The organism is Ochrobactrum sp. S1502_03 (genome assembly GCF_044435015.1).
GTDB classification, from domain to species: domain Bacteria; phylum Pseudomonadota; class Alphaproteobacteria; order Rhizobiales; family Rhizobiaceae; genus Brucella; species Brucella chromiisoli.
On sequence record NZ_JAYEXN010000021.1, the window covers coordinates 38,296 to 53,902 of the forward strand.

The window sequence follows — 15,607 nt, forward strand, 5'->3', positions numbered from 1 at the left end:
TCGCATATAATTATTATCTAATTGATTTAAATCAAAGAAAGCGCCCGCTAACCGGTGCTATTGATCGCGCGTTGCCGGGGTCCACCAGATCCGGCGATCCGGGGCGTTGTGGCCCAAACAAAGCAACGTCCCGGCTAAGTTTTTCCCATTCAGGAATCTGTCGAGCGCAGTAGCGCGATCTTTTTGCAATGTTGTACGGTCGACAGCCAGCGGGTGCTGTCAACGTTGCCCTCCATCTCTCAAAATCGGCACCCGCGAATTTTCTCATGCTTTGGAGCGCTGCGCATCCTCCTGGATGCGCAAAGGTCGCTCTAACGCTTTAAAATCAGAGCATAATTTAACCGCAACAAACCCAAGCTTCAGGAATTATGCTCTGATGTGATTTATCGCATGGAATCGTGGGTCATTTGCGTATAGTTGATTTTAATCAAGGTACGTACTCTCAAGCAAAATACAGATATTTCTATCTGAAAGTGATTGGTTGAGTATGAGCTTACTGTGCGGCCAGAGAAATGATGACGCAGAGGATTGTTGGGTATGGGGTTTGATCGCAAGCAGTGGATTGTGACTGGTGTTGTTGTGGCTCTGGCAGTCGGAGGCTACTATGCCTGGAAAGCGCTGAGCAACCCGGGGTTGCCGGAAGGCATTGCTGGTGGAAATGGCCGCATCGAAGCCGTCGAAATCGACGTATCCACCAAAAGCCCAGGGCGTATCCGCGAAATTCTGGCTGATGAGGGGCAGTTTGTTGAAGCCAATGCCGTTTTAGCGCGCATGGATACGGACCAGCTCGAAAGCCAGCGCAGGCAAGCTGAAGCGCAGCTTCGACGCGCTGAAATCAGCATTGAAACAGCCAAAAGTCTGGTCGCTCAGCGTGAAGCCGAGCAAACTGCGGCTGCGGCTACTGTCGCGCAACGCGAAGCGCAGCTGGATGCCGCCAATCGCCGTCTGGCTCGCTCGCAACAGCTGACAGAATCACGCACAGTTTCCCAGCAGGTGCTGGATGACGATCGTGCAACTGCTCAGGGCGCTGAAGCAGCCGTCGGCGCTGCCAAAGCGCAATTGGCCGCGACCGCTGCGGCGATCAGTGCGGCTAAGGCGCAAGTTATTGATGCTGAAGCGGCCGTTGAGGCGGCAAAGGCTGCGATTGCCACCATCGATACGGATATCAACGATGCCACCTTGCGTTCGCCAAAGCCGGGCCGAGTGCAATATCGCGTTGCACAACCGGGCGAAGTGCTCTCCGCTGGCGGACGCGTGCTTAATCTGGTTGATGTCAGCGATGTCTATATGACTTTTTTCCTGCCGACCTCGCAGGCCGGACGGGTGGCCATTGGCGCAGACGCGCGGATCGTTCTTGATGCCGCACCGCAATATGTGATCCCTGCCAAAATCAGCTTCGTGGCCGATGTCGCGCAATTCACGCCAAAATCAGTTGAAACTGAAGAAGAGCGTCAGAAGCTCATGTTCCGCGTTAAAGCCAAAATTCCGCAGGAATTGCTTCAGAAATATATTCAGCAGGTCAAAACCGGGCTTCCGGGTATGGCTTATGTCAAGCTTGATCCAAATGTGGAGTGGCCGAAGAACCTTGCGGAAACCGTAAAATGAGTATGGCTTCGATACAGACTGGCCTCAGCGGCGACAGTTTTGTCGTCCGCGCTGACAGTGTGAAGCTTTCTTATGGATCGACGGAAGCCTTGCGCGATATTTCGCTCAACGTGCCTGCCGGTTGTATGGTCGGACTGATTGGGCCTGATGGTGTGGGCAAGTCCAGTCTTCTGTCACTGATCGCTGGCGCTCGCGTTATGCAGAAGGGCAGAATCGAAGTGCTGGGTGGCGACATTGCTGACAAGCGTCATCGTCAGGCGGCTTTTCCACGTATTGCTTTTATGCCCCAAGGGTTGGGAAAAAACCTTTATCCAACGCTCTCTGTCTTCGAGAACATCGAATTCTTTGGACGGCTGTTTGGCCATGACAAGCACGAGCGCGAACGCCGCATTGCAGACCTTCTGGCGCGAACGGGCATGTCGCCTTTTGTAGATCGTCCGGCGGGTAAGCTTTCCGGCGGCATGAAACAGAAGACGAGCCTTTGCTGCTCGCTGATCCATGATCCTGATCTGCTGATCCTTGATGAGCCGACAACGGGCGTCGATCCTTTGTCGCGTCGTCAGTTCTGGGAACTGATTAACGATATCCGCAAGGATCGTCCGGGGATGAGTGTTATTGTTTCGACAGCGTATATGGAAGAAGCGCAACGCTTTGACTGGCTGGTTGCGATGAATGACGGCCAGATTCTGGCAACTGGTTCGCCTCAGGAGTTGCTTGAGAAAACCCAGACACCCAATCTTGATGCGGCTTTCATAGCGCTTTTGCCTGAGGAGCTTCGACAGGGGCACAGCGAAGTTGTGATGCCACCGCGCAATATGCAGTCAGATAGTGACATCGCTATCGAAGCCGGGCATGTCACGGTGCGATTTGGCAATTTCACGGCTGTCGACAATGTGAGTTTCCGCATTCCGCGCGGCGAGATTTTTGGATTTCTCGGTTCCAATGGCTGCGGCAAATCGACGACGATGAAGGTTTTGACCGGGCTTTTGCCTGCAAGTGAAGGCACGGCAAGGCTGTTTGGGCGTGAGGTCGACCCAAAGGATATCGATATACGCCGTCATGTTGGTTACATGTCGCAGGCGTTTTCGCTCTATTCCGAACTCACAGTTCATCAAAATCTGGAGCTTCACGCCAAGCTGTTTGGCATGTCCGAGGACAAGACCAAAAGCAGAATCAAGGAACTGGCCCAAAGGTTTGATTTGGCTGAAGTTCTGGATGTTTTACCCGACTCGATGCCGCTCGGTATCCGCCAGCGCCTGTCGCTGGCTGTGGCGCTGATCCACGCGCCGGATATTCTCATTCTCGATGAGCCTACTTCAGGCGTTGACCCGGTTGCGCGCGATGCATTCTGGCAAATCCTTGCCGATCTTTCACGCAACGACAATGTCACGATTTTCGTGTCGACCCATTTTATGAATGAGGCGGAACTGTGTGACCGGATCTCTTTGATGCATGCCGGTAAGGTGTTGATCAGCGACACGCCAAAAGCCATCACCGAAAGCCGCAACGCAGCGACACTTGAAGACGCTTTCATCGCATATCTCGAAGAAGCAATTGGCGAAACAGCGCCTAAGAAAGACGTTCAGGAAGCGGCGAAGGTTCAGCCTGAAAAGGTTGAGAATGACAAAAGGCCAAGCTCCAGCTGGTTACCAAATCCGCGGCGGATGCTGGCGTTCTCGCGGCGCGAGGCGTTGGAGCTCAAGCGCGACCCGATCCGCGCGACACTGGCTATTCTGGGCACTGTCATCCTGATGTTCGTTATCGGTTATGGTATCAATCTTGATGTCGAGGATCTGACATTCGCGGTTCTTGATCGTGACGATACGACAATCAGCCGGGATTACACGCAGCAACTTGCCGGTTCCCGCTATTTTATCGAAAAAACACCCATTACTGATTATGATGATCTTGATCGGCGTATGCGGGAAGGTGAAATCAGTCTGGCGATTGAAATCCCACCGAATTTCGGCAGCAATGTCGCGCATGGTCGTTCTGTCGAAATTGGTGCCTGGATCGATGGTGCCATGCCGATGCGTGCGGAAACTGTGCGTGGTTATGTCCAGGGTATGCATGTCAATTGGCTGACGCAAAAGGCGCGCGAGCTTTATGGAAATGCTGCCGCTGTCGGGAATTTCAATCTGGAAATTCGATATCGCTATAATCCCGACGTGCAGAGCCTAGTGGCCATGGTGCCAGCGGTTATTCCGCTGCTTTTGCTGATGATCCCGGCCATGCTGGCGGTTCTCAGTGTCGTGCGCGAGAAGGAACTTGGCTCGATCATTAATTTTTATGTGACGCCGGTGACCAAGTTCGAGTTTCTGCTGGGCAAACAGCTGCCTTATATCGCGCTTGCCTTTATTAACTTCCTGATGCTGACGGCGTTTGCGGTTTTCATCTTCCGCGTGCCATTCACGGGCAGTTTCCTGACCTATGCCACGGCAGCGCTTCTTTATGTCATCATCACCACCGGTATGGGGCTGGTGATTTCGACCTTTATCAATAGCCAGATTGCGGCAATCTTCGGTACGGCATTGTTGACGCTCATTCCGGCAGTGCAATATTCCGGCATTATCGATCCGGTGTCATCTCTTCAGGGAGCAGGCGCCTTCATCGGCAAGATATATCCGACAACGTATTTCGTGACGATTTCGCGCGGGACTTTCTCAAAAGCGCTCGGCTTCTCTGATCTTGCCGGATCGTTCCTGCCGCTGCTGATCGCCATACCGGTTCTGACCGTTCTCGGTATTGTACTTCTCAAGAAGCAGGCGGGCTGAGATGCGAATTTCCAATATATTCCAGCTTGGCATCAAAGAACTGCGCGGATTGGCGCGCGATCCTATGCTTCTGCTGCTCATTGTCTATGCCTTCACGCTTGCGATTTACACGGCTGCAAAAGCCATGCCGGAAAATCTCAACAATGCAGCGATCGCAATTGTTGATGAGGATCAATCGCCGATTTCGGGACGTATTACGACTGCATTTTATCCGCCGTATTTTGTGCCTCCAAAGCTCATCTCATCGCATGAGATGGATAAGCGGATGGACACAGGGCTTGATACGTTCGCGCTTAATATTCCGCCAAATTTTCAGCGCGATCTGCTTGCCGGGCGTTCGCCGACGATCCAGCTGAATATCGATGCAACGCGCATGAGTCAGGCCTTCACCGGCGGCGGTTATGTTCAGTCGATTGTCTCAAGTGAAGTGAACGAGTTTCTCAATCGCTATCGTGGCGACACGCAAACGCCAGTTGGACTTAACTTACGTGCGCGCTTCAATCAGGATCTGAACAAAGGCTGGTTTGGTGCGATCACCAATGTCATCTCATCAGTGACCATGCTTTCGATCATCCTGACTGGTGCGGCTCTTATCCGGGAACGCGAGCATGGCACAATCGAACATCTGCTGGTTATGCCGGTGACGCCACTTGAGATCATGATCTCCAAGATATGGTCGATGGGGATGGTGGTGCTGGTGGCAACGGCTTTTTCGCTTATTGTGGTTGTGCAGGGTATTCTGGCCGTGCCGATTAATGGCTCGCTGACGCTGTTTTTAGCGGGTGCTGCGTTGCAGCTTTTTGCAACCACCAGCCTTGGCATTTTTCTTGCAACGATTGCCGGTTCCATGCCGCAGTTCGGGCTTTTGCTTATGCTGGTTCTGTTGCCTCTTCAGGTGCTTTCCGGTGGTACAACGCCGCGCGAAAGCATGCCGGAAATTATCCAGAATATCATGCTGGCAGCGCCCAATACGTATTTCGTGATGTTAGCGCAATCGGTGCTGTTCCGCGGTGCGGGACTGAGTGTCGTATGGCCGCAATTGCTGGCTATGATTGTCATCGGAAGCGTTCTTTTCTTCTTTGCGCTTCGTCGTTTCCGCGATTTTCTGAGATAAAAATCTATATAATTCAACCATCTCAATCGCTTTGCTCCGAATGTGATTCAGAAGGGGCACATTGTTGCAGTTGATAATTTACTGCGGCCTTGCTATCGCTCTTAAAGGACATGGTTCCGCCTTCACGGCGGATGAAAAGGGAACACGGTGAGATCTTGCGATCAATGCCGTGACTGCCCCCGCAACTGTGACCGGAGAGTCGTCCTCTCATGATTTGTATCATGATACAGCCACTGAAGTTTCAGGCTTTGGGAAGGTGGAGGTTCGATGAAGACCCGGAAGTCAGGAGACCTGCCATATCCAGTCACCCATGGCTGACACGAGGGGTGTTCAGTCGCGGCCGTCCGTAGCGGTGACATTGTAAAATGTTGCCGTGGGACACAGACAAGGGGGGCACCCTGATTTCTGGCGCTTGCGGTGAGTCAAAGCTTGCGCGCAGGAAGAATAAATATATGCAAACTCTCAAATTATCGGCGTTTCTCGCATCGGGTCTTCTGTTTGCCATGCCACTTGATGCAAGAGCACAAGACAATGAAGACGGGATTGTGCTCGATACGATTGTGGTTACACCGCTTCGCAGGGCGACGTCGCTGCAACGCTCAACCTCCTCTGTGACGGTGATCGATAAAGCTGATATCGAACGATCCGCAGCCCCTGATCTGCAATCCCTTTTGCAATATTATCCGGGTATTTCGATTACCACCAATGGCGGGCAGGGTTCGTCATCCAGCCTCTATATACGCGGCATGTCGTCCAAGCAGACGGTGGTGCTGGTCAATGGTGTACGCACGGCCTCCGCCACAACTGGCGCAACAGCGCTGGCCAATATTCCATTGATGTCTATTGATCGCATTGAGATTGCCAAAGGTGTGCATTCTTCGCAATATGGCGCGGATGCGATGGGCGGCGTTATCAATATCATCACCAAACAGGGCGGCGCGTGTGGCGAACGTTCCTTCTGTGGGAGTGTGAGCACGGGCGTTACCCATCCATGGGGTGGATATGCATCTGCTTCGCTGCAGGGACGCAGCCAAGACGGTATCGACTATGCCTTTGGTGTCGTTGTGACCGGTACACAGGGATATAATTTCACGACGCCTGAAGCTTTTGGCTATGAGCCGGACCGCGATGGTTTTCTGCAGGGCGCGTTTAATTTCGCGCTCTCCAAAGATTTCGATTGGGGCAGGATTTATACAGATGGTTTGTTGAGCCGCGGGCGCAATCAATATGATGGAAAAGCGCCGTCTTTCAACGAAGCCTATACCACGGCTTTCAATGGCAAGATCGGAGTGCGCATTGATCATACGGATGACTGGTCATCAACGATTGAAGTCAGTTCCGGGCTCGATCACAGCCGGAATTTTCGCAAAGGTGTGAGTGGTTCTGATCGGTTTGAAACCACGCGCTACGGTGTTTACGTCTCGACGGAAAAGCAGTTTGAAACGGGTGATTTTAGCCATACCCTGACGGGCGGCGTTGAAGCTTATCGCGAGGATGTCAATGCAACCGTGTCTTATGCTGAAACCAGCCGAGACCTGGCGGCAGTCTTTGGGCAATATTCGCTGGAATATGATGCGCTGCGGTTTGATGGTGGTGTTCGCTACGATCACAATGAGCAGTTCGGTGATGTCGTCACTTATAATCTTGGCGCGAGCTACGAAATTGTGCCTGATCTGGTGCTGCGCTCATCATTCGGTACGGGTTTCCGTGCGCCGACATTTAATGAGCTTTATTATCCCGGCTATGCCAATCCCGATTTGCAACCGGAAAAATCCCGCTCTTACGAGGTTGGTCTGAACTGGCAGGTCACAGACAAAACAACCGTTGATATGGCGTTTTATCAAACATGGCTGCGCGATGCGATTATGAGCACGGCACCGTCTTATCTGCCCTACAATATCGCGCGTGCAGAAGTGACGGGGTTTGAAGCGGCACTGTCTCATCGTTTTAACGAGGTTTGGGCGGTGAAAGGCTCGCTCGACCTCAAGAAGCCAATTGATGAGGATACCGACAACGATCTGCCATATCGTGAGCGTGTCAAAGCAACAGCCGAAGTGAATTTCAAGCCCATCGACAAGCTCGATCTGACGGCTCGGTTGCTTTATGGTGGCTCGCGCTACACAACTGCCGCGAATACCAAAAAGCTTGATCCTTATGTGACGGGAGATTTCATCGCACTCTATGACATCGATACCCAGTCTCAGCTTAAAGTTTCGGTCGAAAATATCTTTAACAAGGATTATCAGACGACGTCGGGTTACAATGCACCGGGGCGCAGCCTTACTATTGGCCTGACGCGGAATTTCTGATTGCGGATCATGTGGGCGAATAAACGGCTATTGGCATCGAAAATCAGGCTCGGTCTGTTGGCCGGCCTGTTTCTGGCTGGCCTTCATCCGGCGTTGGCACAGGAGAAGCCCAAGCGCGTGGTGTCGATCAATGTTTGCACAGATCAGCTCGCCATGTTGCTGGCGGATGATACGCAGTTGCAATCGGTATCCTATCTTTCGCGTGATCCGCTTCTGTCGGTGATGACCGCGAAAGCGCAGCAATTGCCGGTCAATCACGGACAGGCGGAAGAGGTTTTTCTTGCGAAACCCGATCTGGTGCTGGCAGGCACATTTTCCTCGCGCGCGACTGTTGGACTGTTGCGCGAGCTGGGTGTTCGGGTTGAGGAATTTGCCCCTGCACGGTCTTTTGAAGATATTCGCGCGCATATGAAGCGGATGGGGGCATTGTTGGGCCGGGAAGAGCAGGCGGATAGGCAGATTGCGGCCATGAATGCCGCTTTGGCAGAAGTTCCAAAGCCTGCGCATCGGCAAACGGTCGCCCTCTATTATGCCAATAGCTATACGTCGGGGCGTGGCACGTTGATCGACGAAGCTATACGCCTTGCGGGTCTTGATAATCTTGCAGACAAAGCTGGTATTCGTGGTTCTGGCATGCTGCCTTTGGAAATGCTGATCATGAATAAGCCAGATATTCTGGTCCGGGGATCACGCGGGCGACCACCCGCACTGGCCTTTGAGAATTTTGAACATCCGGCTTTGCGGGCTCTGGAGAAAGAGACGAGAATCGTAACATTGAACGATAATCTGACAGTCTGCGGTGGGCCATTCAGCGTTGATGCGGTGACAGAGCTTTCGGAGGCTGCGCGTGACTGAAAATGCTCGCTTTTATCTCCTGCTGCTTTTGCTTGGCTTGTTGGTGGCAGCATTGTTTGTCGTGTCGTTGCTGATTGGTCCAGCATCCATCGGTGTGGGCGAGAGCATCAAGGCGCTGTTAACGGGGCAGGGCGATGTGATCGTGCTGGTGATGCGTGAAATCCGCTTGCCACGTGCAATTCTCGCATTGCTGATCGGTACGTCACTGGGGCTTTCAGGGGCTGCTCTTCAGGGATATCTGCGCAATCCGCTGGCCGAACCGGGTTTGCTTGGCGTGAGTTCTTCGGCATCGCTGGGCGCTGTGATTGCGATCTATACCGGATTTTCGCAGGTTTTTCCCTTGGCGTTGCCGTTGCTGGCACTGATAGGTGCTTTTATCTCGGTGTTCCTGGTGAAGACACTTGCCGGACGTCATGCCGGAACCTTGACGGTCATTCTGGCCGGTGTTGCCGTTACCAGTCTTGCGGGCGCACTGACGGCATTGGCGCTTAATCTCTCGCCCAATCCTTTTGCCGCGATGGAAATTGTTTTCTGGATGCTTGGTTCGCTTGCGGATCGCTCGATGACGCATGTGTGGCTTGCGGCCCCCTTCATTCTGATTGGCTGGGTCATGCTGTTGGCGCTCGGCCGTGCGCTTGATAGCCTGACACTGGGGGCTGATGCCGCGGCCAGTATGGGGGTTAATCTTTCACGCGTGCAGATGCTGGCGGTGCTGGGAACTGCGGCTTGCGTTGGCGCATCAACGGCTGTGGCGGGTGCTATCGGTTTTGTTGGGCTTGTGGTGCCGCATCTTCTGCGTCCGCTGGTCGGTGCGCGACCATCGCGATTGCTGATTGCAAGTGGCTTTGGCGGGGCAGCTCTTTTGCTCGCAGCCGATGTTTTTGTCAGGATATTGATGCCGGGGCGCGAGTTGAAGCTGGGTGTTCTCACGGCCATTATCGGGGCTCCCTTCTTCCTGGGGCTGGTCTTCAAATATCGGAGGCGGCTGGTATGAGCACACTTTCAGTCCACAATCTTGATGTGTCGTTGGGGCGAAAAACCATTCTTGAAGCCGTTGGTTTTGAGGCAGGTGAGGGCGCATTTATTGGTCTGATCGGTCCGAACGGTGCAGGCAAAACAACACTGCTGCGCGCGCTTTTGGGGCTGACGTCTTCAACAGGCAATGTTTTGTTGGATGGCTCTGACCTCAGAAGAATGCATGTCGCGCATCGCGCCAAAACAATCTCTTATCTGCCGCAGGAACGCGATGTGGCGTGGCCGGTAACGGTTAGAATGCTGGTGTCGCTTGGACGCTCAGCACTGAAGCCCGTGTTTGTAGCGCTGGATCATGATGATGAAGCTGCGGTTGAGACCGCGATGCAGCGCATGGGCTTGGTTGAGCTCGCGTCGCGTCCTGCCAATGAATTATCGGGTGGTGAAAGAGCGCGCGCTTTGATTGCGCGAGTATTGGCGCAAAACACGCCCGTCATCTTTGCCGATGAGCCGGTCGCCGGTCTGGACCCAGCCCATCAGCTGGAATTGATGGAACTGTTTGCCGGATTGGCCAACGAGAAGAAGACAGTGATCGCCTCGTTGCATGATCTTGGTTTGGCTGCGCAATATTGCACAAGGTTGATCGTGCTTAATCAGGGCAAGCTTGTTGCCGATGGTGCGCCGGAAGAGGTTCTCAATCGCTCACTTCTGAAAGATGTTTATGGAATCGATGCGCAACTGATGAAGATAGACGATGAATTTGTGCTGCACACACGCAAGCGTATGCGTTAGTTCTCTCTATTTTTTTCCAAAAACTTTTTGGAACTGTGGGGTTTTTCCACCGAACAGCCAAAAAGCTCAAATTTTAATCAAACCTGCTTGCTCTTACAATTTCTTGTGATTAACCAATCAGCGATCAGATACTGTTGAAATTGCGCTGAAAGGGTGAGAAATCGTGGAGCAAGCAACGAGCGGAAAACGCAAAGGCGGACGTAAAGCGCTTTGGGCAGCTGTAGCGCTCATCGCCATCGCCGCTGCAGGTGCAGTTGGATATAAGATCACACTCGAGAAGACGGTTAATGCTCAGCTTGAAAGACGTGGCGGAAAGGCGGCTTCTGTTAATGCTGATTTTCTTGGCCATATTCAACTGACCGACGTTGTTCTGCCGTTGAAAGATGGCACCAATATTACAATTGGCTCGATTGAAGGTCGCCCGAAAATTTTGTTCCTGAGTGGTATGTTGAATGCCAAGGACGTCAAGACCGAGATTGCACAGTTCAAAATTGCGCTTCCAAGTGTGCGCATTGAGGATGCAAATTTCGATATCGGCATGCTGCGCGATACGTTTGGTAATAGTGAGCTGACCCTTGCAGAGCGCGTTGGCCGTTTTTCCGCAAAGCGCGTTTCAGTTCCTGAAATCAATGTTGTTCAGACATTGAACGATAAGGAACAGAAGACGTCTTATAAGGATGTCACACTGGAAGATATCGTGAATGGTCATGTTTCCCGCTATGCTTCGAGCGGCGCAACCTTTGATCTCGATCTTTCGCTGCCCGGTGAAAATGGGGAAATAAAGGAAGAGCGTATGGTGGGAACCATAGGCACTTCAGAAGGCAAGGATATCGACGGCGTTTTCATGGCCCGCCTTTATACCGAGGCCGCAGGTTCAAATGATTCCGAAGCGAAGCCGGTTTACGGGCCGTTTTTTGCCAAAGACATCGTCGTGAAGGGAACCAATTCGAGCTTTAGCTATGATGAGGTTCGCAGCAATGGCTTTACGATGCGCCTGCCTGCGCAGTCGTTTACGGAAACATTGCGCAAGCTGGAGACGACACAGGATCTCGATGCCCTTCCGCTTGAAGAGCGGAAAGAGTTTTTTGCAAGTCTGATCGGCATCTTTGATATGATCGGCAAGGGCGATGTCGAACTGCTCGGCATGAAGATTCAACCGAGCGATCCTGAGAAGGGTGAAAGCAACATCGAAAAGATGTCGATGCTGTTCGATAATAAGACGTTCGATATGACTTTGAACGGATTTTCTGCGGGCAATGGCACTGATTATGTGAAGCTGGACGAGTTTTCACTCAAAGGCTTCAACTGGGCGCCTTCCGCTGAAGCCTTTAAAAAGTTTGCCAGCCTTAGCAGGGAAGAAATGGAAAGCTTTCCATTCACGACCATGTTGCCTGAATTCGGCACAATGGTCTTGAAAGGCATTGATGCCGATCTTCCCTATGACAACAATGTCAATGATGACATTGACATCACCGACGAGGATGGCAATCCTGCGCCTAAGCCTGATGGGTTGCCGCATCGCTTGAAGTTTGGTCTGAAGAGCTATGAGCTTGCGCTCAAAAATCCTTATAACGGCATTCCAACCGATATACGCATTGCCTATGAAGACGTATCCTTGCCTGTTCCTACAGACAGCAACGAAGAGGCCTATCAGAAGCTGCGCAAGCTTGGTTATGATCGTGTGACGCTTTCATCCAACCTTGAAGCCAATTGGGACGAGGCGAGTCAGAGCCTCATTATCAAGGATCTCTCGCTAAGTGGCAAAGATATGGGCAAGGTTACTATGTCCGGGCTGATGGGAGGCTTTACCAAGGAGTTTTTCTCCGGTGACAAGGTGCTGGCCCAGGTTGCACTTCTTGGTCTCAAGGCACGTGAAGTGAAGCTCAAGATTGAAAATGAAGGCCTCGCTGAAAAGAGCCTTAAATTCTACGCTGATGAAAACAACATGACTGTTGAAGAAGCACGTAGCACGCTGACTTTGATCGCGAGTGCGGTTTTGCAGGAATTGGCCGCTGATCAACCCAAGCTGGATGCGGTGGTCACAGCGCTTAACGCATTCATTGCGAAACCGAATGTCTTTGAAATGAGCGCGAAGTCAAAGTCTGAGAGAGGAATTGGTGCGCTGGAAATGGTCGCGATTTCTCAAGACCCATTTTCAATCCTCGACAAGATCGATATCGAAGCTAAGGCTGACTAACAGTCTTTTGCATTTGATAGAAACAAAGCGCCGGCTGAATTCAGCCGGCGTTTGCATTTTCTGAATGTTTTCAGATAGGGTAAAGTTCTTAAAACTCCATCATTCGGAATTCATTCAATGCTTAAAAACATAAATCCATTGCTGACCGGATCGCTTCTTGAAGTGCTCGCGGATATGGGCCATGGCGACGATCTGGTGATTGTTGACGCCAATTACCCTGCACAGGCTTCCGGCGTGCAAGTGATCGACCTTCCAGGTATCAGCGCTACCGATGTGGCGGAGGCTGTGCTTTCGCTTCTGCCGCTTGATGATTTTGTTGATAAGCCAGCAGCCGTGATGCAGGCACCGAACGAAACGCCTGCGATCTTTAGCGAGTTTGAGGCTATCATTGAAAAGGCTGAAGGTCGTAAGATTGCAGTCGATCCGATTGAACGTTTTGCTTTTTACGACCGTGCGAGCAGTGCTTATGCCGTCATTCGTTCCGGTGAAAAGCGCCTGTACGGCAATATCATTTTCAAGAAGGGCGTTATTCGCTCGTAACTGAAAATAAATAAGCCCCGCAATGCGGGGCTTTTGTTAATGGCTATTTTATTGCTGTGGCTTGGGCTGATGGTGCTCCATCTTGCCCTTGTCGTGATGATGCGGTCCTTTGGGGCCATGATGATTGAACTTCTTGGCCGCGCGCAATTCTTTGCGATCCAGTTTGCCATCTTCGTTGCGGTCCAAAGCGGCAAATTCCTTCTGGCGCTGCTTTTCAACGGCTTCGAGCGTTATCTTTCCATCACCATTGACGTCGAGACGGCGCTCCATACGATCAGCTGCACGGCTGACCATACGCTTGAGCGCAAGCGCTTCGATTTCATCACGCGAGAGCACGCCGTCGCCATTGGTGTCGGCAGCTTTCAGTTCGTCCATGCGGGAGAATTTTTCAAAGTCGATAGGCTCGCGCTTGCCTTTAGGTCCATCATTCTGTGTAATGGAAGTATCCATCGCGGACGTGTCTGTCGCCTCTGTTGCTTTTTCCTGAGCGAAGGCAGATGTGGAAAGCAATGCAGAAGCAATTACTGCGATATACAATGTCTTCGATTTCATGTTTTTTGACTCCATTACTCTATACTTAACACCATTGATTGGCGTGTGAGTAATGTGAGGTATATTAGGTGAACTGGATGTGAACAGGCCAATTAATAATTCGTAATGTTATGATGCTCGCTTTGAACGCAGTCTTTCCCTGAACATGGAAAAGAGGCCTGCTGCCACGACGATGCTCGCGCCTACGATGATGTTCCAGCTCAGCTTCTCATGAAAGACGACGACAGCAATCAAAGCACCTATAACGAGCTGCAAATAGGTGAGCGGTTGTACTTCAACCGCTTCCAGAATGTCATAGGCGCGTATGAGGCAGTAATGGCTCGCCATACCGCAGGCGCAGAGGGCAGCCATCCATGGCCAGTCGTGCGGTGCAAGCGGCTCCATATGAAAGATACCGACCATGGTCAGAACAGTCGCTCCGCCTACGCCTGTGTAAAAGAAGCTGGTCATCGAGCTGTCCGTTTTGCTTACGGCACGCGTCGCGATGGCATAAAAAGCAAACATGATCGTAGCGGTTATCGGGAGCATGAGTTCCCACCCAAACTCGACATGGGTCGGGTCGATAATCAGCATAACGCCAAACAGGCCGACGAAGATGGCGACCCAGCGGCGCCAGCCAACCTTTTCGCCAAGCAGCGGCACAGAGAGCATTGTGATCAACAGAGGGGCTGCCTGAAAGATGGACTGCGTCATGGCCATGCCGACGCGGCTGAGGCCATAGACAAGGATAACAATTTCGGCCGCGAGCAAAACCCCACGAAGGATTTGCAGGAATGGGTGTTTGGTTGATGTCGCGCGCGCGATGCCTCCGGAGCGCATAGCAATCAGAATCACAAAAGCCGCAAACACCCAATACCGCACCATCGTTATGAAAATGGGCGAGTAGTGTGTTCCAAGATATTTCGAGATACCATCCTGCGTCGCAAAGATGGTGACCGCGAGAAGCGTGAATGTGTAGCCGAGGCTTTTGGATGTCATGCGGCACTCATAATACCACAGCGCAGTTTTCGCCATGTCTATTTACGCGCGGCTGCTTCTATTTTGGTTTACATTTTAAAGATGGAATTGCGTGCATCGTGGTGCCCAATGGGACCGGATCAAAGGTTTTGTGCCGGGCAGAACAAAAGGTAGGCGTGGCTCCCGCACTGACAATCGAACGTTTCTGGACGCTCTTTATGGGATGGCGTGTTTGGGTGAGGATAGCGTTCGGCAAAGCGGCGCTATTATCGCTGGATTTAGATGGTTGTTCTGGACAATATGCTCTCAGCCCTTGCCCAAGAAACCGATCTGGAATGAATGGCCGATGATCAATAGCACTATCGTGTGCACTCACCTGCACGCGGCGGCTCATGCAAGATCAAAAGTCGGGGACGGATGCGCGGGGTCTGGGGCGGTCTCGCGGAGGCTTGAGCACCAAAACCTACGTCTCACCACCGAAGCGCCAGGCCTTCCCATCCGCCTGATCGCAGGTTCCGGCCAGTGTAATGATGTTGCCTTCGCTCACGCTCTTATCGGCGGGCGGTATTGAGGCCAATGCTGTGTTGGCAGGCAGGGGTTATGATATAGACGCTTCTGCGTGACAGACTCGCTGTTATCGTTGTTTGAATCAAATAGTTAATTCTTTATCATGACCTAGCGCCTCATTCTTCTCGATAACGTTTCGGGGAAGGGCATGGAAACAATCTTTTAGGGTGGGGTTGAAAAGTCCAATATTATAAATTATTATATTTTATATAATGATATATTGTAGAAAAAATGTCGATCACCGCAATATCCGGGAAGCTATCGGCTCACAGAAGTGTTGGTTTTCACGCGGAACTGAGCCGGTTGGGCGACTAATTTCCATCGAGAATTGAGCCATGTGAACCTACTCCCCCGCTATGAGCGATGGGAGCAA

The 15,607-nt window shown here is 52.0% G+C and carries 11 protein-coding genes, 1 pseudogene and 1 riboswitch; of the genes and pseudogenes, 10 read left to right on the forward strand and 2 right to left on the reverse strand.

What is annotated here, in order from left to right; translation table 11 throughout:
* Window positions 1–537: 537 nt before the first annotated feature.
* From VBH83_RS13715 to VBH83_RS13755, 9 genes are all read left to right on the forward strand, one after another.
* Window positions 538–1,605 carry an HlyD family secretion protein gene (locus VBH83_RS13715; protein WP_265985366.1) on the forward strand — a complete coding sequence of 356 codons (1,068 nt, stop codon included), beginning with the start codon at window positions 538–540 and terminating at the stop codon, window positions 1,603–1,605.
* Window positions 1,602–4,379 (forward strand): ribosome-associated ATPase/putative transporter RbbA, encoded by a 2,778-nt coding sequence (rbbA, locus tag VBH83_RS13720; RefSeq protein WP_396998223.1) that lies wholly within the window; start codon window positions 1,602–1,604, stop codon window positions 4,377–4,379. The genes VBH83_RS13715 and rbbA overlap by 4 nt, the downstream gene beginning before the upstream one ends.
* A gap of 1 nt (window position 4,380) precedes the next feature.
* Entirely contained in the window at window positions 4,381–5,493 is a 1,113-nt protein-coding gene (locus tag VBH83_RS13725) for an ABC transporter permease (RefSeq protein ID WP_265985365.1), read from the forward strand.
* Window positions 5,494–5,587: 94 nt separating this feature from the next.
* Window positions 5,588–5,807, forward strand: a riboswitch (cobalamin riboswitch).
* Window positions 5,808–5,945: 138 nt separating this feature from the next.
* Complete coding sequence (locus VBH83_RS13730) at window positions 5,946–7,802, forward strand: TonB-dependent receptor domain-containing protein (protein ID WP_396998225.1); 1,857 nt, start codon at window positions 5,946–5,948, stop codon at window positions 7,800–7,802.
* A 9-nt stretch (window positions 7,803–7,811) separates the two neighbouring features.
* Window positions 7,812–8,657, forward strand: a complete 846-nt coding sequence (locus tag VBH83_RS13735; RefSeq protein ID WP_265985363.1) for an ABC transporter substrate-binding protein — start codon at window positions 7,812–7,814, stop codon at window positions 8,655–8,657.
* Window positions 8,650–9,651 carry an iron ABC transporter permease gene (locus tag VBH83_RS13740; RefSeq protein ID WP_265985361.1) on the forward strand — a complete coding sequence of 334 codons (1,002 nt, stop codon included), beginning with the start codon at window positions 8,650–8,652 and terminating at the stop codon, window positions 9,649–9,651. Before VBH83_RS13735 ends, VBH83_RS13740 begins: the two co-directional genes overlap by 8 nt.
* Window positions 9,648–10,421: an ABC transporter ATP-binding protein gene (locus tag VBH83_RS13745; protein ID WP_265985360.1), complete on the forward strand. Its 774-nt coding sequence runs from the start codon at window positions 9,648–9,650 to the stop codon at window positions 10,419–10,421. The genes VBH83_RS13740 and VBH83_RS13745 overlap by 4 nt, the downstream gene beginning before the upstream one ends.
* A 163-nt stretch (window positions 10,422–10,584) precedes the next feature.
* On the forward strand, window positions 10,585–12,618 hold the full coding sequence (locus VBH83_RS13750; protein WP_265985359.1) for a hypothetical protein: 2,034 nt from the start codon (window positions 10,585–10,587) through the stop codon (window positions 12,616–12,618).
* A gap of 117 nt (window positions 12,619–12,735) precedes the next feature.
* A complete protein-coding gene (locus tag VBH83_RS13755) occupies window positions 12,736–13,158 on the forward strand; it encodes an RbsD/FucU family protein (protein ID WP_265985358.1) in 423 nt (140 codons plus the stop codon).
* 48 nt (window positions 13,159–13,206) lie between these two features.
* Here VBH83_RS13755 and VBH83_RS13760 read toward each other — a convergent pair whose 3' ends face one another.
* Both VBH83_RS13760 and VBH83_RS13765 read right to left on the reverse strand, forming a co-directional pair.
* Entirely contained in the window at window positions 13,207–13,710 is a 504-nt protein-coding gene (locus VBH83_RS13760) for a calcium-binding protein (RefSeq protein ID WP_323054553.1), read from the reverse strand.
* A 108-nt stretch (window positions 13,711–13,818) separates the two neighbouring features.
* A complete protein-coding gene (locus VBH83_RS13765) occupies window positions 13,819–14,688 on the reverse strand; it encodes a DMT family transporter (RefSeq protein WP_265985356.1) in 870 nt (289 codons plus the stop codon).
* 91 nt (window positions 14,689–14,779) lie between these two features.
* Here VBH83_RS13765 and VBH83_RS13770 point away from each other — a divergent pair.
* Window positions 14,780–15,272 (forward strand): annotated as a pseudogene (locus tag VBH83_RS13770) (IS5/IS1182 family transposase); the annotation flags it as partial.
* Window positions 15,273–15,607: the final 335 nt, after the last annotated feature.

What these genes read in the sequence shown, in the direction of transcription:
- VBH83_RS13715 (WP_265985366.1), top strand. Translation starts at nt 538, where the DNA reads ATGGGGTTTGATCGCAAGCAGTGGATTGTGACTGGTGTTGTTGTGGCT.
- rbbA (WP_396998223.1), top strand. Translation starts at nt 1,602, where the DNA reads ATGAGTATGGCTTCGATACAGACTGGCCTCAGCGGCGACAGTTTTGTC.
- VBH83_RS13755 (WP_265985358.1), top strand. Translation starts at nt 12,736, where the DNA reads ATGCTTAAAAACATAAATCCATTGCTGACCGGATCGCTTCTTGAAGTG.
- VBH83_RS13745 (WP_265985360.1), top strand. Translation starts at nt 9,648, where the DNA reads ATGAGCACACTTTCAGTCCACAATCTTGATGTGTCGTTGGGGCGAAAA.
- VBH83_RS13725 (WP_265985365.1), top strand. Translation starts at nt 4,381, where the DNA reads ATGCGAATTTCCAATATATTCCAGCTTGGCATCAAAGAACTGCGCGGA.
- VBH83_RS13735 (WP_265985363.1), top strand. Translation starts at nt 7,812, where the DNA reads ATGTGGGCGAATAAACGGCTATTGGCATCGAAAATCAGGCTCGGTCTG.
- VBH83_RS13760 (WP_323054553.1), bottom strand. Translation starts at nt 13,710, where the DNA reads ATGAAATCGAAGACATTGTATATCGCAGTAATTGCTTCTGCATTGCTT.
- VBH83_RS13765 (WP_265985356.1), bottom strand. Translation starts at nt 14,688, where the DNA reads ATGACATCCAAAAGCCTCGGCTACACATTCACGCTTCTCGCGGTCACC.
- VBH83_RS13730 (WP_396998225.1), top strand. Translation starts at nt 5,946, where the DNA reads ATGCAAACTCTCAAATTATCGGCGTTTCTCGCATCGGGTCTTCTGTTT.